Genomic DNA, 20,080 nt, shown 5'->3' with positions numbered 1-20,080 from the left:
GTTCGCAACCCGTGCGCGGCAATGGCCTCCTCGTCAGATCTGCTGTCGTCCGTCACGCGCGCGTGACGGCGTACGCGGACGACTCACGTCGACCCTATAGGGGGCGCGCGTCGATCGCGGTACGGACTCAGATGCCGACCTTGATGCGCGAGAAGCGCTTCAGGGTGACACCGGCCTCGTCCAGGACCTTCTGGACGGACTTCTTGTTGTCGAGCGCGTACGGCTGGCCGAGGACGGTGGCGTCCTTGAAGAAGCCGTTGAGGCGACCCTCGACGATCTTGGCGATCGCGGCCTCGGGCTTGCCCTCGGCGCGGGTGGTCTCCTCGGCGATGCGGCGCTCGGACTCGACGACGTCGGCCGGCACGTCCTCCTTGGAGAGGTACTTCGGCGCGAAGGCGGCGATGTGCTGGGCGATGCCCTTGGCGACCTCGGCGTTCGGCTTGTCCAGCTCGACGAGGACACCGATCTGCGGGGGCAGGTCGGGCATCGTGCGGTGCATGTACGCGATGACGAAGCCGTCGGCGAACTGCGCGAAGCGGTCCAGGACGATCTTCTCGCCGAGGTTGGCGTTGGCCTCGTCCACGAACGCCTGGACGGTCTTGCCGGCCTCGATCTCCGAGCCGAGCAGGGCGTCGAGGTCGGCCGGGGACGTCTTGGCGACGTGCTCGGCGATCGCGTTGGCGACGGCCTGGAACTTCTCGCCCTTGGCGACGAAGTCCGTCTCGCACTTCAGCTCGACGAGGACGCCGGAGGAGTTGTCGTCGGCGATGATCGAGACCACGGCGCCGTTCTCGGCGGAGCGGCCCTCGCGCTTGGCGACGCCCTTCTGGCCCTTGATGCGGAGCGCCTCGACGGCCTTCTCGACGTTGCCCTCGGCCTCGTCCAGCGCCTTCTTGCAGTCCATCATGCCGGCGCCGGTGAGCTCGCGGAGCTTCTTGACGTCGGCGGCGGTGTAGTTCGCCATGAGTCTGTAAGTCTTTCTCGAAGTCTGGAAGATCGACGATCGGAACGGGCGGGGAGCCCCTTCACGGGAACTCTCCGGCTCTGTGCCGACCTACGGGTGAACGGCGGGGGCGGACTTCATGTCAGCGCCCCCGCCGTCAACCGTGACGCTGTGACGGTCAGGCCTGCTCGGCGTCCGCGGCCGGGGCCTCGGCGGCGGGGGCCTCGGCGTCCGCGGCCGGGGCCTCGGCGGCCTCCGCGGCGGGGGCCTCGGAGGTCTCCGCGGCAGCCTCGGCGGCGGGGGCGGCCTCGGCGGCCGGAGCCTCGTCGGCCTTCTTCTCGCCCTCGAGCAGGTCGCGCTCCCAGGCGGCCAGCGGCTCGCCGGCGGCCTTGTCGCCCTTGTCGCCGGTGGCGACGCCGGAGCGGGCGATGAGGCCCTCGGCGACGGCGTCGGCGATCACGCGGGTGAGCAGGGTGACGGAGCGGATCGCGTCGTCGTTGCCCGGGATCTTGTAGTCGACCTCGTCGGGGTCGCAGTTGGTGTCGAGGATGGCGACGACCGGGATGTTGAGCTTCCGGGCCTCGCCGACCGCGATGTGCTCCTTCTTGGTGTCCACGATCCAGACGGCGCTGGGCACCTTGGACATCTCGCGGATACCGCCGAGGGTCTTCTCCAGCTTGGCCTTCTCACGCGAGAGGACCAGGAGCTCCTTCTTCGTCAGACCCGAGGCGGCGACGTCCTCGAAGTCGATGAGCTCGAGCTCCTTGAGGCGCTGCAGGCGCTTGTAGACGGTCGAGAAGTTGGTGAGCATGCCGCCCAGCCAGCGCTGGTTGACGTAGGGCATGCCGACGCGGGTGGCCTGCTCGGCGATGGCCTCCTGCGCCTGCTTCTTCGTGCCGACGAACATGACCGTGCCGCCGTGGGCGACGGTCTCCTTGACGAACTCGTAGGCGCGGTCGATGTACGACAGCGACTGGAGCAGGTCGATGATGTAGATGCCGTTGCGCTCGGTGAAGATGAAGCGCTTCATCTTCGGGTTCCAGCGACGGGTCTGGTGACCGAAGTGGACGCCGCTCTCCAGCAGCTCCCGCATCGTGACGACGGCCATGGCCGTTCTCCTTGAGGTTCTCGGTTGTGCCGCGGAAGCCGGACGGCTCCCGCGCCTGACGCCCGCGACGCGCCGAGCCACGAAGGACCGAGGGGCGCTGACACCGACCGGTGAGGGTCTGATGTTGGGGCGTGCGAAGTCGACCCGGTGACCCGGATCGCCAGAAGAAGTGTACGGGACCGGCGGACCACCGGGTGACGCCGCTGTCCACAACCGGGCGCCGGTCCACAGCCCCGGGCGCGGCCGGCGGTTTCCGGCCACGCTGTGCGGCATGAACGCGAAGCGGTGCGGGGGCCTGCTGGTGCTCCTGCTGATCAGCATGACGATGCCTGCGGCGTGGGCGGATCCCTCGCCGTCCGAGGCGTCCCCCGGTCCACCGTCCCCTGGTCCGCTCACGCCGCCGTCCGGGCCGGTGCCGGCGATCGGACGCGCCTGGCCGGTGGGGAATCGCCCGCCGGTGCTGCGTGGCTGGGAGCCTCCGGCGACGGTGTACGGGCGCGGCCACCGCGGTGTGGACCTGGCGGCCGCTCCGGGCGCTCCGGTCCGGGCTGTGGCGGCCGGCCGGGTCTCCTTCGCCGGGCGGGTCGCGGGCAGGGGCGTCGTGTCGGTGGAACTGGCCGGCACGGACCTGCGCACGACGTACGAACCGGTGGCGGCGACCGTGCGCAAGGGCGACGAGGTCGCCGCCGGCGAGCAGGTGGGCACGGTCCAGCCGAGCGGCTCACACTGCACGACCACCTGTGTCCACTGGGGCCTGAGAAGGAACGAGGCCTATCTGGACCCTCTGTCCCTGCTCCCTCCGTGGCTGCTGCGCCGGGGGCCGTCCCGCCTGCTGCCGGTCCTGGGCGTGCCGCTGCCGTAGGGGCACCGCCGCCCCTGGCCGCTCGTCGGAGGCCCGCTCAGCCGAGCCCCGCTCGACGCGGCCCTGCCCGAGCCCGATGGGCGTGGCCCCGTCCGAGCAGCCCGGCGCGGCGGCTCAGCCCAGAACCCCCCGCAGCACCATCCCCACCGCGGCCTCGGTCACCCCGCCCGGCTCCTCCGCGCCCAGCTCGATCCTGCGGACAGCCGCGTCCACGACTCCCTGCACCAGCATCGCCGTCAGCCGGGGCTGCGCGTGTCCCGTCTCGGCCAACGCCTCCACGATCATCGCGACGAGCGAACCGTGCGCCGCGCGGATCTTCTCCCGCGCCCCCGCGTCCAGCTCGCTCGCCGAGATCGCCACCACGGCCCGGTGCCGCCGGTCCCCCACCAGCGCCAGCTGCCGCCGCACATAGGCCTCGACCTTGGCCGAAGGTCCGTCCGCCGCGGCCATCGCCGCCTCGACTTCCGCGGCCCACACGGGGAAGTCGACCTCGCACAGTTCCTCGACCACGGCCGCCCGTGACCGGAAGTACTCGTACACGGACGACCGCGCGAGTCCCGTCCGCTCGGCGAGGGCGGGGAAGGTCAGCGCCTCCGTCCCGCCCTCGGACAGCAATGACCGGGCCGCGTCCAGCAGGGCGGCTCGCTGCATCGTCCGGTGCTCGGCCACGGAGGCCGCTCGAATCCTTGGCACGTCCACCACTTTACGGACGCCGCCCTCTCGGCGGGAGTGACTCGACCCGCCCGTCGGCGGGCCGGCCCGCCGCACGGCGGCCCCGCCGGGTCAGCGGCCGAAGCTCGCCAGCTTCGCGCGCAACTGGAGCACCGACTTGGTGTGGATCTGGCTGACCCTGCTCTCGGTGACGCCCAGCACGTTCCCGATCTCGGCCAGGGTCAGGCCCTCGTAGTAGTACAGCGTCACGACCGTCTTCTCCCGGTCGGGCAGGGTGTTGATGGCCCGCGCCAGGAATCTGCGCAGCTCCCGGTCCTCGGCCACCTCCACGGGGTTGTCCGCGGCGGTGTCCTCCAGCGTGTCCATGACGCTGAGGCCGTCCCCGCCCTCGCCCCCCACGTGCAGCAGCTCCTCCAGCGCGACCACGTTGGCCAGCGACAACTGGCTGAACACCGCGTGCAGCTCGTCCACGGCGATGCCCAGTTCGGCAGCGACCTCGCCCTCCGAGGGGGTGCGCCGCAGCCGCGCCTCCAGCGTCGCGTACGCCCGCTCGACGTTGCGCGCCTTCTGCCGAACCGACCTGGGGATCCAGTCCAGCGCCCGCAGCTCGTCGATCATCGCGCCCCGGATCCGGGTGATCGCGTACGTCTCGAACTTGATCTCGCGGTCGAGGTCGAACTTCTCGATCGCGTCGATCAGCCCGAACACGCCCGAGGAGACGAAGTCCGCCTGCTCCACGTTGGGCGGCAGTCCGACGCTCACCCGCCCGGCCACGTACTTCACCAGCGGTGAGTAGTGCAGGATCAGCTGCTCCCGCAGCCGCTCGTCCCCCGTCGCCTTGTACGAGCGCCACAGCTCGTCGAGCGTCGAGGGGGCGGGCGGTCTCACGCTGCCACCGTCGCGGGCGGCTGGGGGGATCGCCGCCCGGTCGGACCCGGAGGTGTGCTGGGGCATACGTCGCCTTGTGCCGTTTCTGCCGTGGAGATACGTGTGTGATGCGGTGTGACGCCTACTGGTCGGATGTGCTGCCGAGTGCTGCGATGTGATGACTGGTGGCCGATCTGTGACGGAATCCTCGTGAGCGTAGCGTGACTGGAGCGTCGCGGTGTGCGAAGGTCCGGCCCGGGCCGGTGCAGGGACCGGCCTCACCGGCCGCCGCCCAGGGGCACGCCACTCGCCGCGGGCGACACCGGGGACGCGTCAACTGCGCGCGTTCTCAAGGCTGTCGACGTTCGCCCGGACGGCCGAACCCGCCCGGTCAACACGGGTGTCCACCCCGTCGGGCGGACACCACCGCCTGGCGTGTCAACTTCCAGTCGTCGCCATGTCGTTCGACGTAGCCGAGTGCTCTGAGTTCGTACAGTCGGGCGATCGCGTCATCCGGCGTGGTGCGCGCCTCGCGGGCGATCTCGCCCACGGTCGCGGCTCGCCGGGCGGGGAGCGCGGCGAGGACACCGCGAGCGCCCGGAGCCAGCAGGTCGCGCGGGAGCGCCGGTTCGCGCCTGTCCGGCGCCAGCTCGCCCATGTCACCCACCAGCTCGACGACCTCGGCGGCGTCGGTGACCAGTACGGCGTCCTCCCGCAGGAGGGCGTGCACCCCGGCCGACTGGGCGCTGGTGGCCGGTCCGGGCACGCCCATCGTGTGCCGGCCCAGCCGCCGCGCCGCCCGCGCGGTGACCAGGGAGCCGCTGCGGTGGGCCGCCTCGACGACCACCGTGCCCCGGGTGAGGGCGGCGATCACCCGGTTGCGCAGGATGAAGCGGCTCGGCGTCGGATGGTCGCCCGGCGGCAGCTCCCCCACCACCAGGCCCTGCCGGGCGATCCGGTCGAGCAACTGCGTGTGGCCGCGCGGATAGGGCCGGTCGACTCCGCAGGCCAGGACGGCGACCGTGGCTCCGCCCGCGCCGAGGGCGCCCCGGTGGGCGGCGCCGTCGACGCCGTAAGCGCCGCCGGAGACCACCACCCAGCCGCGTTCGGCGAGGTCCGCGGCGAGTGTGGCCGCCATGTGCGCGCCGTACTCGGTGCAGGCGCGGGCGCCGACGACGGCGACGGACCGCAGCGCCCATATCCGCAGGCTGGGACCGCCTCGCACCCACAGGCCGAGCGGCCGGGCGTCCCCGAGGTCGTCCAGCGGGCCGGGCCATTCCACGTCCCCCGGGCACAGGAACCGCACCCCGGCCCGCCGGGCCACGGCCAGATCCCGCCGGGGCGCCGCCTCGTCCGCGCGCGCCCGCAGCCCGGCCCACCGCCGGGGACTCACCCCGGGCAGCGGGTCTCCGTGGCCGCGCAGCCGCCGGGCCACCTCGGGCGCGCCGTACTCGCGCACCCAGCGCCCGCCGGTCTCGTCGCCCGGCTCGACGACCCGGGCGAGGAACACCCGCGCGAGCCGCTCCCCGTCCGGCTCGTCGAACCCCGCGTCGCCGGACGTCGGCCCGCCCGACGCTGACCCCGCCTCGCCGAAGGCGGGTTCACCCGCCCCGAGCTCACCCGTGGATTCCTCGGGTCCCGGTCCGTCGAACTCCCGCCCGCCGACGTCGTTCACGCCATCGCCCCGAGCGCCATGGGCACCCCGCGGGGCACCCCGGTGCGCAATTGGAGCGCCAGGGCGACGTCCGTCGCGTCGGGCCGGTCGTGTCCGACGAGGTCGGCGACGGTCCAGGCCACCCGCAGGACCCGGTCCAGGCCCCGGGCGGTGAGCACCCCGCGTTCCAGGCTCCGCTCGGCCTCGTCCATCGCCCCTCTCAGCGGGTGCCAGCGGTTGCGCAGCTCGCGCCCCGGGACTTCGCTGTTGGTCCGCCACGGGGTGCCGGCCAGCCGGGCCGACGCGCGTTCCCTCGCGGTCCTGACCCGGTCGGCGACCGTCGCCGTCGTCTCGCCGCCGGGGCCGCGGTGGGCCAGCTCGGCCCTGCTGACCGGGTCCACCTCGACGCGCAGGTCGACGCGGTCGAGCAGCGGCCCGGAGAGCCGGGCCTGGTAGCGCCGGACCGCCGAGGGCGAGCACTCGCACAGGCTGTCCCGCAGCGAGAAGCGTCCGCACGGACACGGATTCGCCGCGAGCACCATCAGGAAGCGCGCGGGGAAGCGCACCACGCCCGCGCTGCGCGCGATCACGACGTGCCCCGCCTCCAGGGGCTGGCGCAGGGCGTCGAGGGCGTGGCTGCTGAACTCGGGGGTCTCGTCCAGGAAGAGCACCCCTCGATGGGCCATCGACACGGCTCCGGGCCGGGCGATGTGCGGGCCGCCGCCGACGAGCGCCTGCATGGTGGCCGAGTGGTGCGGTGCGCAGTACGGCGGTACGTCGATCAAGGGCTTGCCCGGGGGCAGGAGCCCTGCCACCGAGTGCACCGCCGTGACCTCCAGCGACTCCTCCCGGCTCAGCCGGGGCAGCACGGCCGGCAGCCGCTCGGCCAGCATGGTCTTGCCGGCGCCCGGTGGGCCTTCGAGGAACAGGTGGTGTCCGCCTGCGGCGGCGACCTCCACCGCCGTGCGCGCCGAGCGCTGCCCGACGACGTCGGCGAGGTCGTGCCCCTGGTCGTGGTGGGCGGCGTCGACGGTGTGCATACCGGTGGCGGCGCCCGTCCCGGCCATCCGCAGCCCTGCCAGGAGCGGGTCGGGGCGGCCCGCCTCGTCCGGCTCCTCCTCGGGCACGGGCTCGTCCGCGAGCACGGCGATCAGCTGCCGCAGGCTGCGCACGCCCAGCACCGAGACACCCGGCACCAGGGAGGCCTCGGCGACCGCGCACTCCGGGACGACGACCTGCTCGTACCCGGCGTCCGCCGCCGCCAGGACCGCCGGGAGGATGCCCCGCACGGGACGCACCCGCCCGTCCAGCCCCAGTTCACCGATCATGACGATGTCGGCCAGCACCCGGGGGTCGATCCGCTCGGACGCGCCGAGCACCGCACTGGCGATTGCGAGATCGAAGCCCGAACCCGCCTTGGGCACGGACGCCGGGCTGAGGCCGACGGTGAGCTTCTTCTGCGGCCACTCGCCGCCCGAGTTCACCACCGCCGCCCGTACCCGGTCCCGGCTCTCGCTCAGGCTCTTGTCCGGCAGCCCCACCAGCGTGAAGGCGGCGACGCCGGGCTCCAGGTCGGCCTGGACCTCGACCACCACGCCTTCCACGCCCACCAGCGCCACCGAGCACGTACGCGCGAAGCCCATCTCAGGCCACCCCCCGCACATGGTCGACGACGGCGGCCCCGCGGCGGGGCAGCAGCACGCCGACCAGATCGATGCGCACGCCGCCCGGTGGCGCTCCCCCATGTGCGTGGATCCATCGTTCGGCCAGGCAGCGCAGGCGGCGGGCCTTGTCCGGCGTCACCGCCGCCATCGGGTGCTGGAAACCGCCGTGCCTGCGGGTCTTGACCTCGCAGACGACCAGCACGTCGCCGTCCCGCGCGACGATGTCGATCTCGCCGGCCCTGCCGCAGCGCCAGTTACGTCCCAGGACCGCCATCCCGGCCTCGGCCAGCCGTCGGGCGGCCAGCTCCTCGCCGTACCTGCCGAGCGCGCCTCGCGACAGATCCGTGCTCGTGCCCGAGCCGCCGCCCACGCCGGTGGTCTTGATCGTGTCGGTGTTCGTGTTCGCGTTCATGTCGGCACCACCTCCGGCGCCCACGTTCACGCATTCACGGCACGCGGAAGGATCTTGGTGCGCAACTCAGCGGTTGTGGACAACTCCGTCACCCACACGGGTCAGGCTCATCCGCTCGGCAGCTCCAGGTCGCTCTTGTTCAGCTCCTCGATGTTCACGTCCTTGAACGTGAGGACCCGCACCTGCTTCACGAACCGCGCCGGCCGGTACATGTCCCAGACCCAGGCGTCCGCCATCGACACCTCGAAGAACACCTCGCCCTGGACCGAGTGCACCTGCATCTCGTAGTCGTTGGTCAGGTAGAAGCGCCGCTCGGTCTCGATCACATATTTGAACAGACCGACGACATCGCGGTACTCCCGGTAGAGCTTCAGCTCCATCTCGGTCTCGTACTTCTCGAGGTCCTCGGCGCTCATGGCATGTTCCCCTTCAGCCGTGCGATCCCACCATTGTGCGCCAGTCCCGTGAGCCGCTAGACGATTTCCGTGTCGAGCGTCACCGGGCCGGCCGGGGGACCTTCGTCGAGCACCCTGCTCAGCAGCTCGGCGAGTCTGGTCGGATACACCGTCTCATGTGCCCGGCTCAGTTCCTGACACGTCCACCAACGCGCTCCCGCGACGCTGCGCCGCTCCAATTCGGTCAGGGCCGTGGCGCGGGTCGCCGTCACGGTAGTACGGGCGAGGTAGTACCACTCGTCCTGGTCCCAGCGGCGGCCCGCGAACGGGAAGGAGCACCTCCGCCGCCAGAGCACCGGGCCGAGTTCGACCTCGGTGATGCCCGTCTCCTCGGCGAGTTCCCGCAGGGCGGCCTCTTCACGGGTCTCGTCGCCCTCCACCCCGCCGCCGGGCGTGAACCACCAGTCGTCGGCAGGGTCGTCCGGCTCATGGCCGTGCAGCAGCAGGATGCGGTCCTCGGGGTCGAGCAGCACGACCCGGGCCACCTTGCGCAGGCCGCCCGTGTACGTGTCGGCCGCGCCCGGCGGCAGGTCCGTCCCGGCCGGCTCGCCGGGCGCCGGCTCAGCCGGCACTCGCGGCCCCCGTGCTCGCGTCGTCCCCGCGGCGGGAGGTCCGCTTGGCGATGGGCCCGTAGGCACCGCCGCCGAGGACGAGCACCGCGCCGGCGACGATCAGCCAGCCGATGGTGCGCAGCGGGCCGGGCTCGGAGAGGTTGCCGAGCGCCTGGAAGCCCGTGGGGCGCTTCAGCATGCCGTTCATCGGCCAGACGACGGCGTCCACGCGCGCGGTGACGGCGGAGGCGGCCACGGTGCCCTGGGCGGCGTCGGTGAGGTGGGCGGTGGAGTCCAGCGAGCCCTGGCGCTCGTCGCCGAGCAGGAACAGCCGCCCCTCGGGGACCTCCACCTCGGGGATGCTCTTGACCTCGGCGGGGGCGCCCTTGGGCAGATACGGTTCGTCGATCTTCTTGCCGTTGACGGTCAGCTTGCCGTTCGTGCAGCAGGAGACGGTGTCGCCGCCGACCGCGACCACGCGCTTGACGACGGGCGCGTCGGCCCAGTTGGTGTCCTTGAAGACGACGACGTCACCGCGGCGCACCTCGTCGCCGTCCACGACCTGTGCGAGGACCCGGTCGCCGGCGTTGATCGTCGGGACCATCGAACCGGTGGGCACGGTGTAGGGGCGGTAGGTCAGCGCCGCCCAGCCGAACCCGCCCAGGAACAGCACCAGGCCCAGCGCGACGGCCAGTCCGGACAGGCGCTGTCCGGTCCGGCTGCCCACCGGGCCGCTGCTGGGGCCACCGCCGCTGTGCGGGGCCGTACGTGTCGTGCTCTCGCCACCCATGGGTCCGCACCCTACCCGGGGGTACCGAGCCGGGTCAGCCCTTCCCCGTCAGCCGGGGTCGCATCCTTGGGAAAGGGTTTGCCGACGTCCTGACCTCAGCGGCGCCCGGAGGCGAAGGCCGTGACCTCAGCGGCTCTGGCCCGAGGTCACCGTCGGCGCGGTCCGCTCGTCGGAGGAGTCCGCACGCCGACGGCGCCACAGGACCAGCGGGACGACGCCGGCGAGGGCGACGCCCTGCGGGGCGACGGTGAGCGCGGTGGAGGCGGCGGCCTGCGGGTTCAGGCCCTGCTGGTCGAAGGTGTCCGGCACGGGCAGCGTGCCCCAGCGGTTGATCGGCCAGGCCTTGACCACGGCGCGGCCGACGACCTGGTCGACGGGGACCATGCCGTGGTTCTTGTCGGACTGGTTGTAGCGGGAGTCCCGCGAGTTCTGCCGGTGGTCGCCCATGACCCAGATGAACCCCTGGGGAACCTTCACAGAGAACTGGCCGCCCTGGTCGTCCTGGCTGCACGGGGTGTTGCCCGGGTAGACGTACGGCTCGTCGAGGGCCTTGCCGTTGACGGTGAGCGGGCCGGTGCCCTTGCAGGTGACGGTGTCGCCGCCGACGCCGATGACCCGCTTGATCAGGTCCTTCTCCTCCGCCGACGGCATCAGGCCGATCCAGCTGAGGAAGGTCTGCACCGCGTTCGGCTCGGGCGTGGGCTCGCCCGCGAGCCACTTGTCCGGGTCGTGGAAGACGACGACCTCGCCGCGCTCGGGCTCGGAGCCGAACCACGGGGTGAGCTTGTCGACGAGGACCCGGTCGCCCTGCTGGAGGGTGTTCTGCATCGAGTCCGAGGGGATCGAGAACGCCTGCACCAGGAACGTCTTGATCAGCAGGGCGAGGACGAGCGCGATGCCGATCAGGATCGGCAGCTCCTTCCAGAAGGAGCGCGGCTTCTTCGCCTTGGGCGCGCCGTCGCCCGGGCCCGGCTCCGTGGTGGGCGGCTGTCCGCCCCCGGGGCCCTCGCCGCCGGCCGCCGGGACGTCATTCCCGGAGTTCACGGCGCCGTCCGTAGCCTGGTCGGCCGCTTCCACGGGACGTCCGCGGTACTCCTCGCCGTCGTGCCCGGACCGTGCGCCAACCGCCACATCCCCCACGCCAACTCCTAACTCTGTGCCGCTGCCTGCCCCACATACGGCGCAGGCCCACCACTCCCATAACGAGCGGGAGTTCCGCAGGGCTCGGGAGTCCGACCGGTCCGTTCGGATGGTCGGGAGCAACCCTATGCGACGTGCCGGGGGCCGAGGTCGTCGCGAAGCCCGAGTCGGTCACGGAGGAAAAGGTTTGCGGTTCTTTTAGGGAGTCCCAGCGACCGAGGGGCCACGCGATGACCATGGCCCGGCCCAGCACGCCGTCCTCGGAGACGGTGCCGCCGTAGTCGGTGTCCTGGTGGAAGCGGGAGTCGGCGGAGTTGCCCCGGTGGTCGCCCATCACCCACAGTCGGCCCTGGGGGACGGTGATGTCGAAGGCCATCGCGGAGGGGGCGTCGCCGGGGTAGATGTAGTTTCCCTCGTTCAGGGGAACGCCGTTGACGGTGACGCGTCCGGCGCCGTCGCAGCACTGGACGCGGTCGCCGCCCACGCCGACGACCCGTTTGATGAGGTCCTTCTCGTCGTCGGACGGCAGCAGGCCGATGAAGGTGAGCCCTTCCTTGATCTGCTTGACGACGACGGGGTCCGCCTTCTTCGGGGTCGTCTGCTCGTCCTGCAGCCAGCCGCCGGGGTCCTTGAAGACGACGACGTCGCCGCGCTGCGGCTTGGAGCCGAACCACGGGGTGAACTTGTCCACCAGGACGCGGTCGCCGATCTGGATCGTCTGCTCCATCGAGCCGGACGGGATCACGAAGGCCTGCACGAGGAACGTCTTGAGCACCAGGGCGATGAGGACGGCCACGCCGACGAGCAGCGGGATCTCCCGGACGGCGCTCCGCCTGCGCTTGCGCTTGACCTTGCGCTGGAGCTTGCGCCGTTCCGTGCGCGTGCGTCCGCCGCCGCCGGGGGTGGACGTGCGCCGCGCGCCGGTGGGCAGGAGGTTGTCCGCGGCGCTGACGGGGACGCCGCGCGGCTTTCCGCGGTTACCCATCGGCGCCCTCCCCGGCCGGCACGCGCGCGTAGGCACTCGGGCGGTGCAGCCGGGCCTGGTGGGCGAAGGGCCAGACGATCCAGTCGGCGCGGCCGATCACCTCGCCGACGGGGATCATGCCGCCGCCCGGGGACCCCAGGTGATCGCGGGAGTCGCTGGAGGCGCTGCGGTGATCGCCGAGGAGGAACAGGGCGCCTTCCGGCACGACGACGTCGAAGGGCACCGTGGAGGGGCTGTCGCCCGGGTACAGGAACGTCGACTCGTCGACCGGCCGGCCGTTCACCTGGATCCTCCCGTCCTTGTCACAGCAGACCACGTGGTCTCTTCCCACACCCACAACGCGTTTGATGTAGTCCGCGTGCCCGAAGTACCCGGTGCCGTCGAACACGACGACGTCGCCGCGCCGCGGCTCGGCACCGAAACGGTACGCCAACTTATTTACGAGCACCCGGTCCCCGATCCTCAATCCGGTTTCCATGGATCGGCTGGGAATCTGGAAGGGCTGAGCCACGAAACTGTTCAAGAACAGCAAGAACAGCAGGCAGGCGAGGAGGGTGAGGCTGATCCGCCCGCCGGGAACCCATTCCGTGACGCGCCCCGCCAACGCGAAACGCGACCGTCCCTCCGGTGCCGCCGCCTCCGAGGTGTGCTCGGGAGGGGCGGGTGCGGAGGAGCGGTCGCGCTCCGTGTGCTGCGCTTCGGTGTCCATCGAGGCCAGATGTTATCCGGCCGGACCGTGGACCCCTCAGTGCGCTCAGTTGTCGCGCTTCTCCTTGATCTTCGCGGCCTTGCCGCGGAGCTCACGGAGGTAGTACAGCTTGGCGCGGCGGACGTCACCGCGGGTGACGAGCTCGATCTTCTCGACGATCGGGGTGTGCACCGGGAAGGTGCGCTCGACGCCGACGGAGAAGGAGACCTTGCGGACCGTGAAGGTCTCGCGGACACCGGCGCCCTGACGGCGGATGACGACGCCCTTGAACTGCTGCACACGGGAGCGGTTGCCCTCGATGACGCGGACGTGGACGTTGACGGTGTCACCCGGGCGGAAGGCCGGGACGTCGCTGCGCAGCGACGCGGCGTCGACGGAGTCGAGCAGGTGAGACATTTCGTCTGCTTTCTTCGCTGATGCCACAGGTCATCAACGGGAACTAGAGGTTCTGGGTTGGTGGTCGCGCGCGTCGGGGCGGGCGTCGTGTCCCCCTGTGGCAGGGGCGCACGCCGGACAGCGCACAACAGCGGCCTATTGTTCCACGCCGCCGGTCCTGCGCCAAAATCGGCCGTAGGGCTCGCCCTCCGGGTCCGGGGACCACCCCAGGATGGAGAGCATCTCGCGGTCCTTCTTGTCGAAGGCCCGGGGGTCCGCGCGCTCGATCAGGTCGGGCCGGTTGGCCGTCGTACGACTGAGGGCCTCGTCGCGGCGCCAGCGGGCGATCCTGCCGTGGTGGCCGCTGAGCAGCACCTCGGGAATGTCCCGGCCGCGCCAGGCGGGGGGCTTGGTGTAGACGGGCCCTTCCAGGAGGTCGGCCATGGCGCCGGGCGCGAAGGAGTCGTCGCGGTGGGACTCGGCGTTGCCGAGGACGCCGGGCAGCAGCCGGGCCACCGCCTCGGTGACGACGAGCACGGCCGCCTCGCCGCCGGCGAGGACGTAGTCGCCGATGGAGACCTCGTACACCGGTATGCGGGTGGCGTACTCGTCGACGACGCGGCGGTCGATGCCCTCGTAGCGGGCGGGCGTGAAGATCAGCCAGGGGCGTTCGGAGAGCTCGCCGGCGAGCTTCTGGGTGAAGGGGCGGCCGCTGGGGGTGGGGACGACCAGCGCGGGGGCGTGGGCGCCGCGCTCGTAGCCGTCGGCGAGGACCGAGTCGAGGGCGTCGCCCCAGGGCTCGGTCTTCATCACCATGCCGGGGCCGCCGCCGTAGGGGGTGTCGTCGACGGTGTTGTGGCGGTCGTACGTCCACTGCCGCAGGTCGTGGACGTGGACGTCGAGCTGTCCACGCGCGCGTGCCTTGCCGACGAGGGAGACGTTCAGCGGGTCGAGGTACTCGGGGAAGATCGTGACGACGTCGAGGCGCATCAGGACTCGTCCCGGGAGGAGGCGATCTCGGCACGGTCGTCGATCAGCCCGGGCGGCGGGGCGATGACGGCCCGCTGCTCCTCGAGGTCGATCTCGGTGACGATCTCCTCGACGAACGGGATCATCACCTCGCTGCCGTCGGGCCGCTCCACGATGAAGAGGTCCTGGGAGGGCAGGTGGGAGATCTCGGTGATCCGGCCGACCTCCTCGCCGTCCTCGGTCACCACGTCGAGGTCGATGAGCTGGTGGTCGTAGTACTCGTCCTCGTCCTCGGGGAGTTCCTCGGGGTCGACCTCGGCGATCAGGAGGGTGTTGCGCAGGGCCTCGGCGGCGGTGCGGTCGGTGACGCCCTCGAAGCGCAGGAGGAGACGGCCGCTGTGCACCCGGCCGGTCTCGATCGTGAGCGGACCCGCGGAGGCGGGGTCCGTGAACAGTACGGCGCCGGGGCCGAGCCGCTGTTCCGGCTCGTCGGTGCGGACCTCCACGGTGACCTCGCCCTTGATGCCGTGGGCGCGGCCGACCCGTGCGACTACGAGCTGCACTTGCGAAGATCTCCTGTCGTGACGACTGCGGGCCGGGGACGGCCCAGTGGCCCTCCCCGGCCCGAGCCGGTGCTGCTGATGCGTCAGCGGACGTGGTCCACGTCGACGAGGTCGACGCGGACGCCGCGGCCGCCGATGGCGCCCACGACGGTGCGCAGGGCGCGTGCGGTGCGACCGTTGCGGCCGATCACCTTGCCGAGGTCGTCGGGGTGGACCCGGACCTCCAGCACACGCCCGCGGCGCAGGTTGCGCGAGGCGACCTGCACATCGTCAGGGTTGTCGACGATGCCCTTCACGAGGTGCTCAAGCGCCTCTTCGAGCATGCTGCTCAGGCCTCGGTCGACTCGGAGGACTCGGCGGCGGCCTCGTCCTTCTTCTCGGCCTTCTTCTTCTGGGTGATCGCCTCACCCTTGCCCGTGTCGTCGCCACCGAGGGCCTCGAACGACGGGCGCGCCTTCTTCGGCTCGGCGGTCAGCAGCGGAGCCGGGGCGGGCTCGCCCTTGAACTTCTGCCAGTCGCCGGTCTTCTTCAGGATGGCGAGGACGGGCTCGGTCGGCTGCGCGCCGACACCCAGCCAGTACGCCACGCGGTCCGCGTCGACCTCGATGACCGACGGGTTGTACGTCGGGTGGTACTTGCCGATCTCCTCGATCGCACGGCCGTCACGGCGGGTGCGGGAGTCGGCGACGACGATGCGGTAGTGAGGCGAACGGATCTTGCCCAGACGCTTCAGCTTGATCTTGACTGCCACGGGAGTGGGTTCTCCTGGATTTGACGTGGTTGGGCACGGCGAGATTGCCGCGTGGGGTTGCGGTACCCGAGTGCCCGACGGACGCGTCAGCCGGAGGAGAGAGGGGTCCTGTGCGGCTGTCGAGTACAGCTAGCCATTGTGCCACACCCCGCGGGTCGCTTTCGGGCAGGGGCCCGGCCCCCTGGACTCCATGGCTGATTCCGCCCCCGCGCCGGATTCGGGCGGCGCGGGGGCGGTGTCGGGGTGGGCGAGTCCTCCGGGGACCGGCAGCCACGAGATGCCGGTGTCTCCCGGTTACGCCGCGCCCATGATTTCCGGAATGCGGAACGGCTTGCCGCAGCCGCCGCAGACGATCGGCGCCTGGGCCAGGACCGACGGCACGACGCGGACGTTGCGGCCGCAGTCGCAGACCGCCTTGACGCGGACGCCGCCGCCGGAGGAGCCGTGCCGGGCGGCCGGACCGCGGAAGGCGCGGGTGGTGTCGGCGGAGGTGGCCGCCAGGTGCGCCTTCAGGGCCCGGTGGAGGCGGTCGATGGTCGGCCGGTAACGCCGCTTGGCCTCGGGGTTGAGCGTGACCAGCGAGAAGCCGCTGCTGGGGTGCGGCTCCTCGGGGTGGTCCAGGCCCAGCTCCTCGGCGATCGCGAGGAATCGGCGGTTGTGGTAGCGGCCGGCCCGGGAGGTGTCACGGACGCCGCGCGAGGCGGCGATCCCGTGGACCGCCTCGTGCAGCAGCCGCTCGAAGGAGAGCTCGTGACCGCAGGCGGACGACGACTCCCCGATCAGGGACTCTGGCGCGGCAAGGTCCGGCAACTCGGGGTGGTACCGCTGAATGTCGGCCCACGCCTGTGCCAGCTCTGCGGCGAGAACAGGTGGTGTCTGTGTCGTGCTCACGTAATGACAACGAGCGTGGGTGCCGCTGTGTTCCTATTCCGGGCCATCCCAAATAATTTGCACTTACCCGTCAGTTGCCTCTGATGCGTCCTGACGAGGGCGGGTGCGCTGATCTGCGGAGAAGCCTCACAGGACGTACCAAGGTGGTACGTAGTCCGCGATACGCACCGGCGCGTAGACGATGTCCGCGCTCCGTTCGCGCGCCGGGCGACTCGACTCCCCCCGGGAGCGCAAGAGGCGTTTCCGGCCGCTCCCCCGCCGCGGTGCGACGACCCGGTCGGCGTACGCGACGGGGGCGACGTTACCGGGCCGGGCGCCGCGCTCGGGCACCGCCCCGCCTCCGTGGCGGGACGCCGTCCGGTCTGCGTGTTCCCGGCGGCCCCCGCCTCATGCCCGTCCGCCAGGACGGCCCGGCGGACGGCCGGGTGCCCTCACCATGGCGCGATGGTACGGGCCCGGGTTACCGGAATGTGAAATCCGGCCACACCGGCGCCCGGAGCGCAAGCCGGGCCCCGCGACCCCTGGACGCGGAACCGAGTGCGGAGTTACCTGGCATACGGGGAGTGCGAGCGCACTTAGGGGTCCTTGCGCTGTGCCCGCCCTGATCGGGCGGGCACAGCGCAAGGACCCCTTACGGGGCCACCTCGACGATCAGCGGCAACTCACGGCGGATTGGGGCGCTTTTCCATGACACCTACGCTCGTGCGCCAGCACCGGCCTCAAGCGGGGCCGGTGCCCCGCGCGGACCTGGCGGCACGCGCGCGTGACTGGTCCGAGATCCAGGAGCGGATGCTGGTTCCGCTCCACGAGGCCGTCTACGAGCGGCTGGACGTGGGTCCTGGCACGCGGCTGCTGGCCCTGGGCTGTGGCTCCGGGCTGGCCCTGCTGACGGCCGTCTCCGCGGGCGCCCGCGTCACGGGCGTCGAGTCCTCCTTCCCGGAGCGGCTGGCCCTCGCCCGGCGGCGGCTGGCCCCGCAGACCTGGGACGCACACGCGCGTGACGCCGTCCGCCTCGTCGACGGCACGCTGCGGGACCTCGGGGACGGCACGCACGCGAACGCCGGCGAGGACTCGGCCGACGGCTCGCGGGACCTGGCCGACGCAGCTACGGCTCCGTACGACATCGTGACCGCCTTCGAGCCCATCGGCTGCCTCGCCGGCGACTCCGAGGGGCTCGGCGAGCAGCTCGCGGCCGCCGCTCCGCTCGCCCGGCGCGGCGCGCCCGTCGTGCTCGTCGGCTGGGGCCCGCCGGAGCGCTGCGCCACGTCCACGGTGCTGCGGGTGGCCACCAAACTGACCGATCCTTTGCGCTCAGCGGGCAGTTGGCGTCCGGCCCTGCGCGACGACCTGGAGGAGGTCGCCCAGCGCGCCGGGCTGAAGCCGGACGGCTCCGGGCGCGTGGCCTGCCCGTTCGGCTACGCGAGCGTGGCCAGCGCCCTCAAGGGCCTGCTGTCGACAGGCCTGTTCGACGCGGCGATCTCCGCGACGGACCAGGCGCAGGTCGACAAGGAGATCACCGAGGCGCTGCACCCGTACCGTCGGCCGGACGGCACGGTGTGGATGCCGAACGTGTTCCGGTACCTGATCGCCCGGACACCCTGAGAGGTGCCGCCGGCGGTCTCACGGGCCTGGTGAGCCCCAAGCCCGGGCGAGCTCACGGACCAGGGCGAGGCCGGGCGAGCTCACGGGCCGGGTGAGCTCGCGGGTCGTGTGAGGCTCAAGGGCCGTCTTACGCCTCGCTCTTCGTCAGGCGGGTGATTCCCGCGATGCGGTAGGCGTCCGCCTCCTCCAGGGTCTCGTGTTCCAGCAGCGCCTCCGCCAGCGCGTCCAACTGCCTTCGGTGGTCGCGGAGTTTGCGGATGGCCTCCTCGTAGCAGTCCTCCACGACGCGCCGCATCTCCTCGTCGATCACATCGAGGGTGCGCGGCGCGGCGGCGAGGCCGTAGGCCTGCTGGGCGTCGCTGGGGAGGGCGGACAGGCGTCCCACGCGCTCGCTCATGCCCCACCGGGCGACCATGCCCCGCGCGATGTTGGTGACCTGTTCGAGGTCGTTCTCCGCTCCCGTGGTGACCACCCCGTAGATCACCTGCTCGGCCGCCATCCCGCCCAGGGCGCCGATGATGCGGCCGCGCAGGTACTCCTCGGAGAGCGCGTACCGCTCCACCTCCGGCGTCGACATCGTCACCCCGAGCGCCCGGCCGCGCGGGACGATGGTGACCTTTCGGACGGGGTCGGCGCCGGGCTGCAGCATGCCCAGCAGCGCGTGCCCGCTCTCGTGGTAGGCGGTCCTGCGGCGGTCCTCCTCGGGCATGACGAGCGTACGCTCGGCCCCCAGCTGCACCTTCTCCAGCGCCTCCGACAGGTGCGCCGAGGTCACCCGGTCCTGCTTGCGCTTGACGGCGAGCAGGGCGGCCTCGTTGGCGAGGTTGGCCAGATCCGCACCCGTCATGCCGGGGGTCGTGCGCGCCACCTGGGCGAGGTCCACGTCGTCGGCGAGCGGGATCCCCCGGGTGTGGATGCGCAGGATCGCCTCCCGTCCGCCGCGGTCCGGCGGGGAGACGCTGACCACCCGGTCGAAGCGGCCGGGCCGGGTCAGGGCCGGGTCTAGGATGTCGGCGCGGTTGGTCGCGGCGATGACGATGACGCCCTCCGAGCCGGAGAAACCGTCCATCTCGGTGAGGATCTGGTTCAGCGTCTGCTCGCGCTCGTCGTGGCCGCTCACCGAGGCGCCCCCGCCGCGCACCCGTCCGATGGTGTCGATCTCGTCGATGAAGATGATCGACGGCGCCACCTTGCGCGCCTCGGCGAACAACTCGCGCACCCGGGACGCGCCGACGCCGACGATCATCTCGATGAACTCCGAGGCGGAGGCCGAGAAGAAGGGCACCCCGGCCTCGCCGGCCACTGCCCGGGCCAGCAGGGTCTTGCCGGTGCCGGGCGAGCCCGCAAGCAGCACGCCGCGGGGCATCTTGGCGCCCATCCTGCGGTAGGCGTCCGGGTGCTCCAGGAAGTCGACCACGTCGTCCAGTTCGCCCTTGACCTCGTCGATGCCCGCCACGTCGGCGAAGGTGGTGCGCTGGGTGCCGGCGCGCAGCTCGACCGGCTTGGGCGGGGTCTTGCGCCCGAGCATGCCGCCCGCACCGCCCAGCCCGCCGCCGAAGCGCCGGGCGACGAAGATCCACACGGCGACCAGGACCACGATCGGCACCAGCGAGATCAGCAGGTTGGACAGCAGACCGCGCTGCTGCACCACCGGCCGCGCGGTCACGGTGACGTCCCGCCGCTCCAGGTTCTGCCAGAGGTCGTCCTCGGCGAAGGCCGGCCGCTGGGTGCGGAACCGGGTGTACTGGCCGCCGCCGTCGGGATCGTCCCGGGCCTTCTTGAGTTGGCCCTCGATCGCGTCGCCCTTGGAGTAGATCTTGTCGACGTTGCCCTCGTCGACCTGCTTGCTGAACTCCGTGTAGGCGATCGTGGGCTCGTCGCCCCGGTCGAGGTAGTTGAGCCCGATGTAGGCCAGCAGGAAGACGATCACGGCGGTGACGGCCAGGCCCCACCAGCGCCCACGCCTCCTGCGGCCGCCGGACCTCGTCGGCGGCTCGTCCGGAGTGCCCTCGGTGCGCCACGGCTGGTCGGGGGTCCGCCGCGGCGGCGCGGCATCGCTCATATCTGGACGTTACGGCACACAGCGGACGGCGGCACGCGCTGAGGGCGCCCTCCCT

At 72.0% G+C, this 20,080-nt stretch carries 22 protein-coding genes; 2 read left to right on the top strand and 20 right to left on the bottom strand.

Annotated elements, in window-relative coordinates; translation table 11 throughout:
* Nucleotides 1–127: 127 nt before the first annotated feature.
* Both tsf and rpsB read right to left on the bottom strand, forming a co-directional pair.
* A complete protein-coding gene (gene tsf / locus ACIOC0_RS36385; RefSeq protein WP_130444713.1) occupies nucleotides 128–964 on the bottom strand; it encodes a translation elongation factor Ts in 837 nt (278 codons plus the stop codon).
* Between the two features lie 157 nt (nucleotides 965–1,121).
* Nucleotides 1,122–2,051 (bottom strand): 30S ribosomal protein S2, encoded by a 930-nt coding sequence (rpsB, locus tag ACIOC0_RS36380; RefSeq protein WP_402160564.1) that lies wholly within the window; start codon nucleotides 2,049–2,051, stop codon nucleotides 1,122–1,124.
* Between the two features lie 271 nt (nucleotides 2,052–2,322).
* Here rpsB and ACIOC0_RS36375 point away from each other — a divergent pair, with 271 nt between their 5' ends.
* A complete protein-coding gene (locus tag ACIOC0_RS36375) occupies nucleotides 2,323–2,913 on the top strand; it encodes a murein hydrolase activator EnvC family protein (RefSeq protein ID WP_402160561.1) in 591 nt (196 codons plus the stop codon).
* 114 nt (nucleotides 2,914–3,027) lie between these two features.
* Here the strand turns inward: ACIOC0_RS36375 and ACIOC0_RS36370 are convergent, their stop codons facing one another.
* The 17 genes from ACIOC0_RS36370 to ACIOC0_RS36290 form a co-directional block, all read right to left on the bottom strand.
* The gene (locus ACIOC0_RS36370; RefSeq protein WP_402160697.1) at nucleotides 3,028–3,582 is read right to left on the bottom strand and encodes a TetR/AcrR family transcriptional regulator; all 555 of its coding nucleotides are present in this window, start codon (nucleotides 3,580–3,582) and stop codon (nucleotides 3,028–3,030) included.
* Nucleotides 3,583–3,696: 114 nt separating this feature from the next.
* Nucleotides 3,697–4,539 (bottom strand): RNA polymerase sigma factor WhiG, encoded by an 843-nt coding sequence (gene whiG, locus ACIOC0_RS36365; RefSeq protein WP_130444707.1) that lies wholly within the window; start codon nucleotides 4,537–4,539, stop codon nucleotides 3,697–3,699.
* Nucleotides 4,540–4,843: 304 nt separating this feature from the next.
* Nucleotides 4,844–5,962 carry a DNA-processing protein DprA gene (gene dprA / locus ACIOC0_RS36360; RefSeq protein WP_402160694.1) on the bottom strand — a complete coding sequence of 373 codons (1,119 nt, stop codon included), beginning with the start codon at nucleotides 5,960–5,962 and terminating at the stop codon, nucleotides 4,844–4,846.
* 161 nt (nucleotides 5,963–6,123) lie between these two features.
* Nucleotides 6,124–7,749: a YifB family Mg chelatase-like AAA ATPase gene (locus ACIOC0_RS36355; protein ID WP_402160558.1), complete on the bottom strand. Its 1,626-nt coding sequence runs from the start codon at nucleotides 7,747–7,749 to the stop codon at nucleotides 6,124–6,126.
* Between the two features lies 1 nt (nucleotide 7,750).
* On the bottom strand, nucleotides 7,751–8,212 hold the full coding sequence (locus ACIOC0_RS36350; RefSeq protein WP_402160555.1) for a YraN family protein: 462 nt from the start codon (nucleotides 8,210–8,212) through the stop codon (nucleotides 7,751–7,753).
* A gap of 77 nt (nucleotides 8,213–8,289) precedes the next feature.
* Nucleotides 8,290–8,598 carry a DUF2469 domain-containing protein gene (locus ACIOC0_RS36345; RefSeq protein WP_003993268.1) on the bottom strand — a complete coding sequence of 103 codons (309 nt, stop codon included), beginning with the start codon at nucleotides 8,596–8,598 and terminating at the stop codon, nucleotides 8,290–8,292.
* 56 nt (nucleotides 8,599–8,654) lie between these two features.
* On the bottom strand, nucleotides 8,655–9,209 hold the full coding sequence (locus tag ACIOC0_RS36340; RefSeq protein WP_402160552.1) for an NUDIX hydrolase: 555 nt from the start codon (nucleotides 9,207–9,209) through the stop codon (nucleotides 8,655–8,657).
* On the bottom strand, nucleotides 9,199–9,978 hold the full coding sequence (gene lepB / locus ACIOC0_RS36335; RefSeq protein ID WP_402160549.1) for a signal peptidase I: 780 nt from the start codon (nucleotides 9,976–9,978) through the stop codon (nucleotides 9,199–9,201). The genes ACIOC0_RS36340 and lepB (ACIOC0_RS36335) overlap by 11 nt, the downstream gene beginning before the upstream one ends.
* A gap of 126 nt (nucleotides 9,979–10,104) precedes the next feature.
* Complete coding sequence (lepB, locus tag ACIOC0_RS36330) at nucleotides 10,105–11,118, bottom strand: signal peptidase I (RefSeq protein WP_402160546.1); 1,014 nt, start codon at nucleotides 11,116–11,118, stop codon at nucleotides 10,105–10,107.
* Nucleotides 11,006–12,103 (bottom strand): signal peptidase I, encoded by a 1,098-nt coding sequence (lepB, locus tag ACIOC0_RS36325; RefSeq protein WP_402160543.1) that lies wholly within the window; start codon nucleotides 12,101–12,103, stop codon nucleotides 11,006–11,008. The genes lepB (ACIOC0_RS36330) and lepB (ACIOC0_RS36325) overlap by 113 nt, the downstream gene beginning before the upstream one ends.
* Entirely contained in the window at nucleotides 12,096–12,812 is a 717-nt protein-coding gene (lepB, locus tag ACIOC0_RS36320; RefSeq protein WP_402160541.1) for a signal peptidase I, read from the bottom strand. The genes lepB (ACIOC0_RS36325) and lepB (ACIOC0_RS36320) overlap by 8 nt, the downstream gene beginning before the upstream one ends.
* 45 nt (nucleotides 12,813–12,857) lie before the next feature.
* A complete protein-coding gene (rplS, locus tag ACIOC0_RS36315; RefSeq protein WP_020128707.1) occupies nucleotides 12,858–13,208 on the bottom strand; it encodes a 50S ribosomal protein L19 in 351 nt (116 codons plus the stop codon).
* 135 nt (nucleotides 13,209–13,343) lie between these two features.
* On the bottom strand, nucleotides 13,344–14,177 hold the full coding sequence (gene trmD, locus ACIOC0_RS36310; protein ID WP_402160538.1) for a tRNA (guanosine(37)-N1)-methyltransferase TrmD: 834 nt from the start codon (nucleotides 14,175–14,177) through the stop codon (nucleotides 13,344–13,346).
* Nucleotides 14,177–14,719, bottom strand: a complete 543-nt coding sequence (gene rimM, locus ACIOC0_RS36305) for a ribosome maturation factor RimM (RefSeq protein WP_402160536.1) — start codon at nucleotides 14,717–14,719, stop codon at nucleotides 14,177–14,179. Before rimM ends, trmD begins: the two co-directional genes overlap by 1 nt.
* A gap of 83 nt (nucleotides 14,720–14,802) precedes the next feature.
* Nucleotides 14,803–15,042: an RNA-binding protein gene (locus ACIOC0_RS36300; RefSeq protein ID WP_003973401.1), complete on the bottom strand. Its 240-nt coding sequence runs from the start codon at nucleotides 15,040–15,042 to the stop codon at nucleotides 14,803–14,805.
* A 5-nt stretch (nucleotides 15,043–15,047) separates the two neighbouring features.
* Complete coding sequence (gene rpsP, locus ACIOC0_RS36295; RefSeq protein WP_130444691.1) at nucleotides 15,048–15,470, bottom strand: 30S ribosomal protein S16; 423 nt, start codon at nucleotides 15,468–15,470, stop codon at nucleotides 15,048–15,050.
* A 294-nt stretch (nucleotides 15,471–15,764) separates the two neighbouring features.
* A complete protein-coding gene (locus ACIOC0_RS36290; protein ID WP_130444689.1) occupies nucleotides 15,765–16,361 on the bottom strand; it encodes a hypothetical protein in 597 nt (198 codons plus the stop codon).
* Nucleotides 16,362–17,048: 687 nt separating this feature from the next.
* Between ACIOC0_RS36290 and ACIOC0_RS36285 the strand changes: the two genes are divergently transcribed.
* Entirely contained in the window at nucleotides 17,049–17,963 is a 915-nt protein-coding gene (locus ACIOC0_RS36285) for an SAM-dependent methyltransferase (RefSeq protein ID WP_402160533.1), read from the top strand.
* A 127-nt stretch (nucleotides 17,964–18,090) separates the two neighbouring features.
* Here ACIOC0_RS36285 and ftsH read toward each other — a convergent pair whose 3' ends face one another.
* Nucleotides 18,091–20,025, bottom strand: a complete 1,935-nt coding sequence (gene ftsH / locus ACIOC0_RS36280; RefSeq protein ID WP_402160530.1) for an ATP-dependent zinc metalloprotease FtsH — start codon at nucleotides 20,023–20,025, stop codon at nucleotides 18,091–18,093.
* Between the last annotated feature and the right edge of the window lie 55 nt (nucleotides 20,026–20,080).

The organism is Streptomyces sp. NPDC088254, assembly GCF_044740925.1.
In the GTDB taxonomy this organism is placed as follows: domain Bacteria; phylum Actinomycetota; class Actinomycetes; order Streptomycetales; family Streptomycetaceae; genus Streptomyces.
The sequence above is the reverse complement of the archived record's forward strand: the minus strand, read 5'-3'. Positions and strand labels throughout refer to the sequence as shown.

Bases quoted from the DNA above. Each gene is read 5' to 3' on its own strand.
- ftsH (WP_402160530.1), bottom strand. From the start codon at position 20,025: ATGAGCGATGCCGCGCCGCCGCGGCGGACCCCCGACCAGCCGTGGCGC.
- tsf (WP_130444713.1), bottom strand. From the start codon at position 964: ATGGCGAACTACACCGCCGCCGACGTCAAGAAGCTCCGCGAGCTCACC.
- ACIOC0_RS36300 (WP_003973401.1), bottom strand. From the start codon at position 15,042: ATGCTCGAAGAGGCGCTTGAGCACCTCGTGAAGGGCATCGTCGACAAC.
- trmD (WP_402160538.1), bottom strand. From the start codon at position 14,177: ATGCGCCTCGACGTCGTCACGATCTTCCCCGAGTACCTCGACCCGCTG.
- lepB (WP_402160543.1), bottom strand. From the start codon at position 12,103: ATGGGTAACCGCGGAAAGCCGCGCGGCGTCCCCGTCAGCGCCGCGGAC.
- rplS (WP_020128707.1), bottom strand. From the start codon at position 13,208: ATGTCTCACCTGCTCGACTCCGTCGACGCCGCGTCGCTGCGCAGCGAC.
- lepB (WP_402160541.1), bottom strand. From the start codon at position 12,812: ATGGACACCGAAGCGCAGCACACGGAGCGCGACCGCTCCTCCGCACCC.
- ACIOC0_RS36345 (WP_003993268.1), bottom strand. From the start codon at position 8,598: ATGAGCGCCGAGGACCTCGAGAAGTACGAGACCGAGATGGAGCTGAAG.
- ACIOC0_RS36355 (WP_402160558.1), bottom strand. From the start codon at position 7,749: ATGGGCTTCGCGCGTACGTGCTCGGTGGCGCTGGTGGGCGTGGAAGGC.
- whiG (WP_130444707.1), bottom strand. From the start codon at position 4,539: ATGCCCCAGCACACCTCCGGGTCCGACCGGGCGGCGATCCCCCCAGCC.
- ACIOC0_RS36375 (WP_402160561.1), top strand. From the start codon at position 2,323: ATGAACGCGAAGCGGTGCGGGGGCCTGCTGGTGCTCCTGCTGATCAGC.
- rpsB (WP_402160564.1), bottom strand. From the start codon at position 2,051: ATGGCCGTCGTCACGATGCGGGAGCTGCTGGAGAGCGGCGTCCACTTC.
- lepB (WP_402160549.1), bottom strand. From the start codon at position 9,978: ATGGGTGGCGAGAGCACGACACGTACGGCCCCGCACAGCGGCGGTGGC.
- ACIOC0_RS36285 (WP_402160533.1), top strand. From the start codon at position 17,049: ATGACACCTACGCTCGTGCGCCAGCACCGGCCTCAAGCGGGGCCGGTG.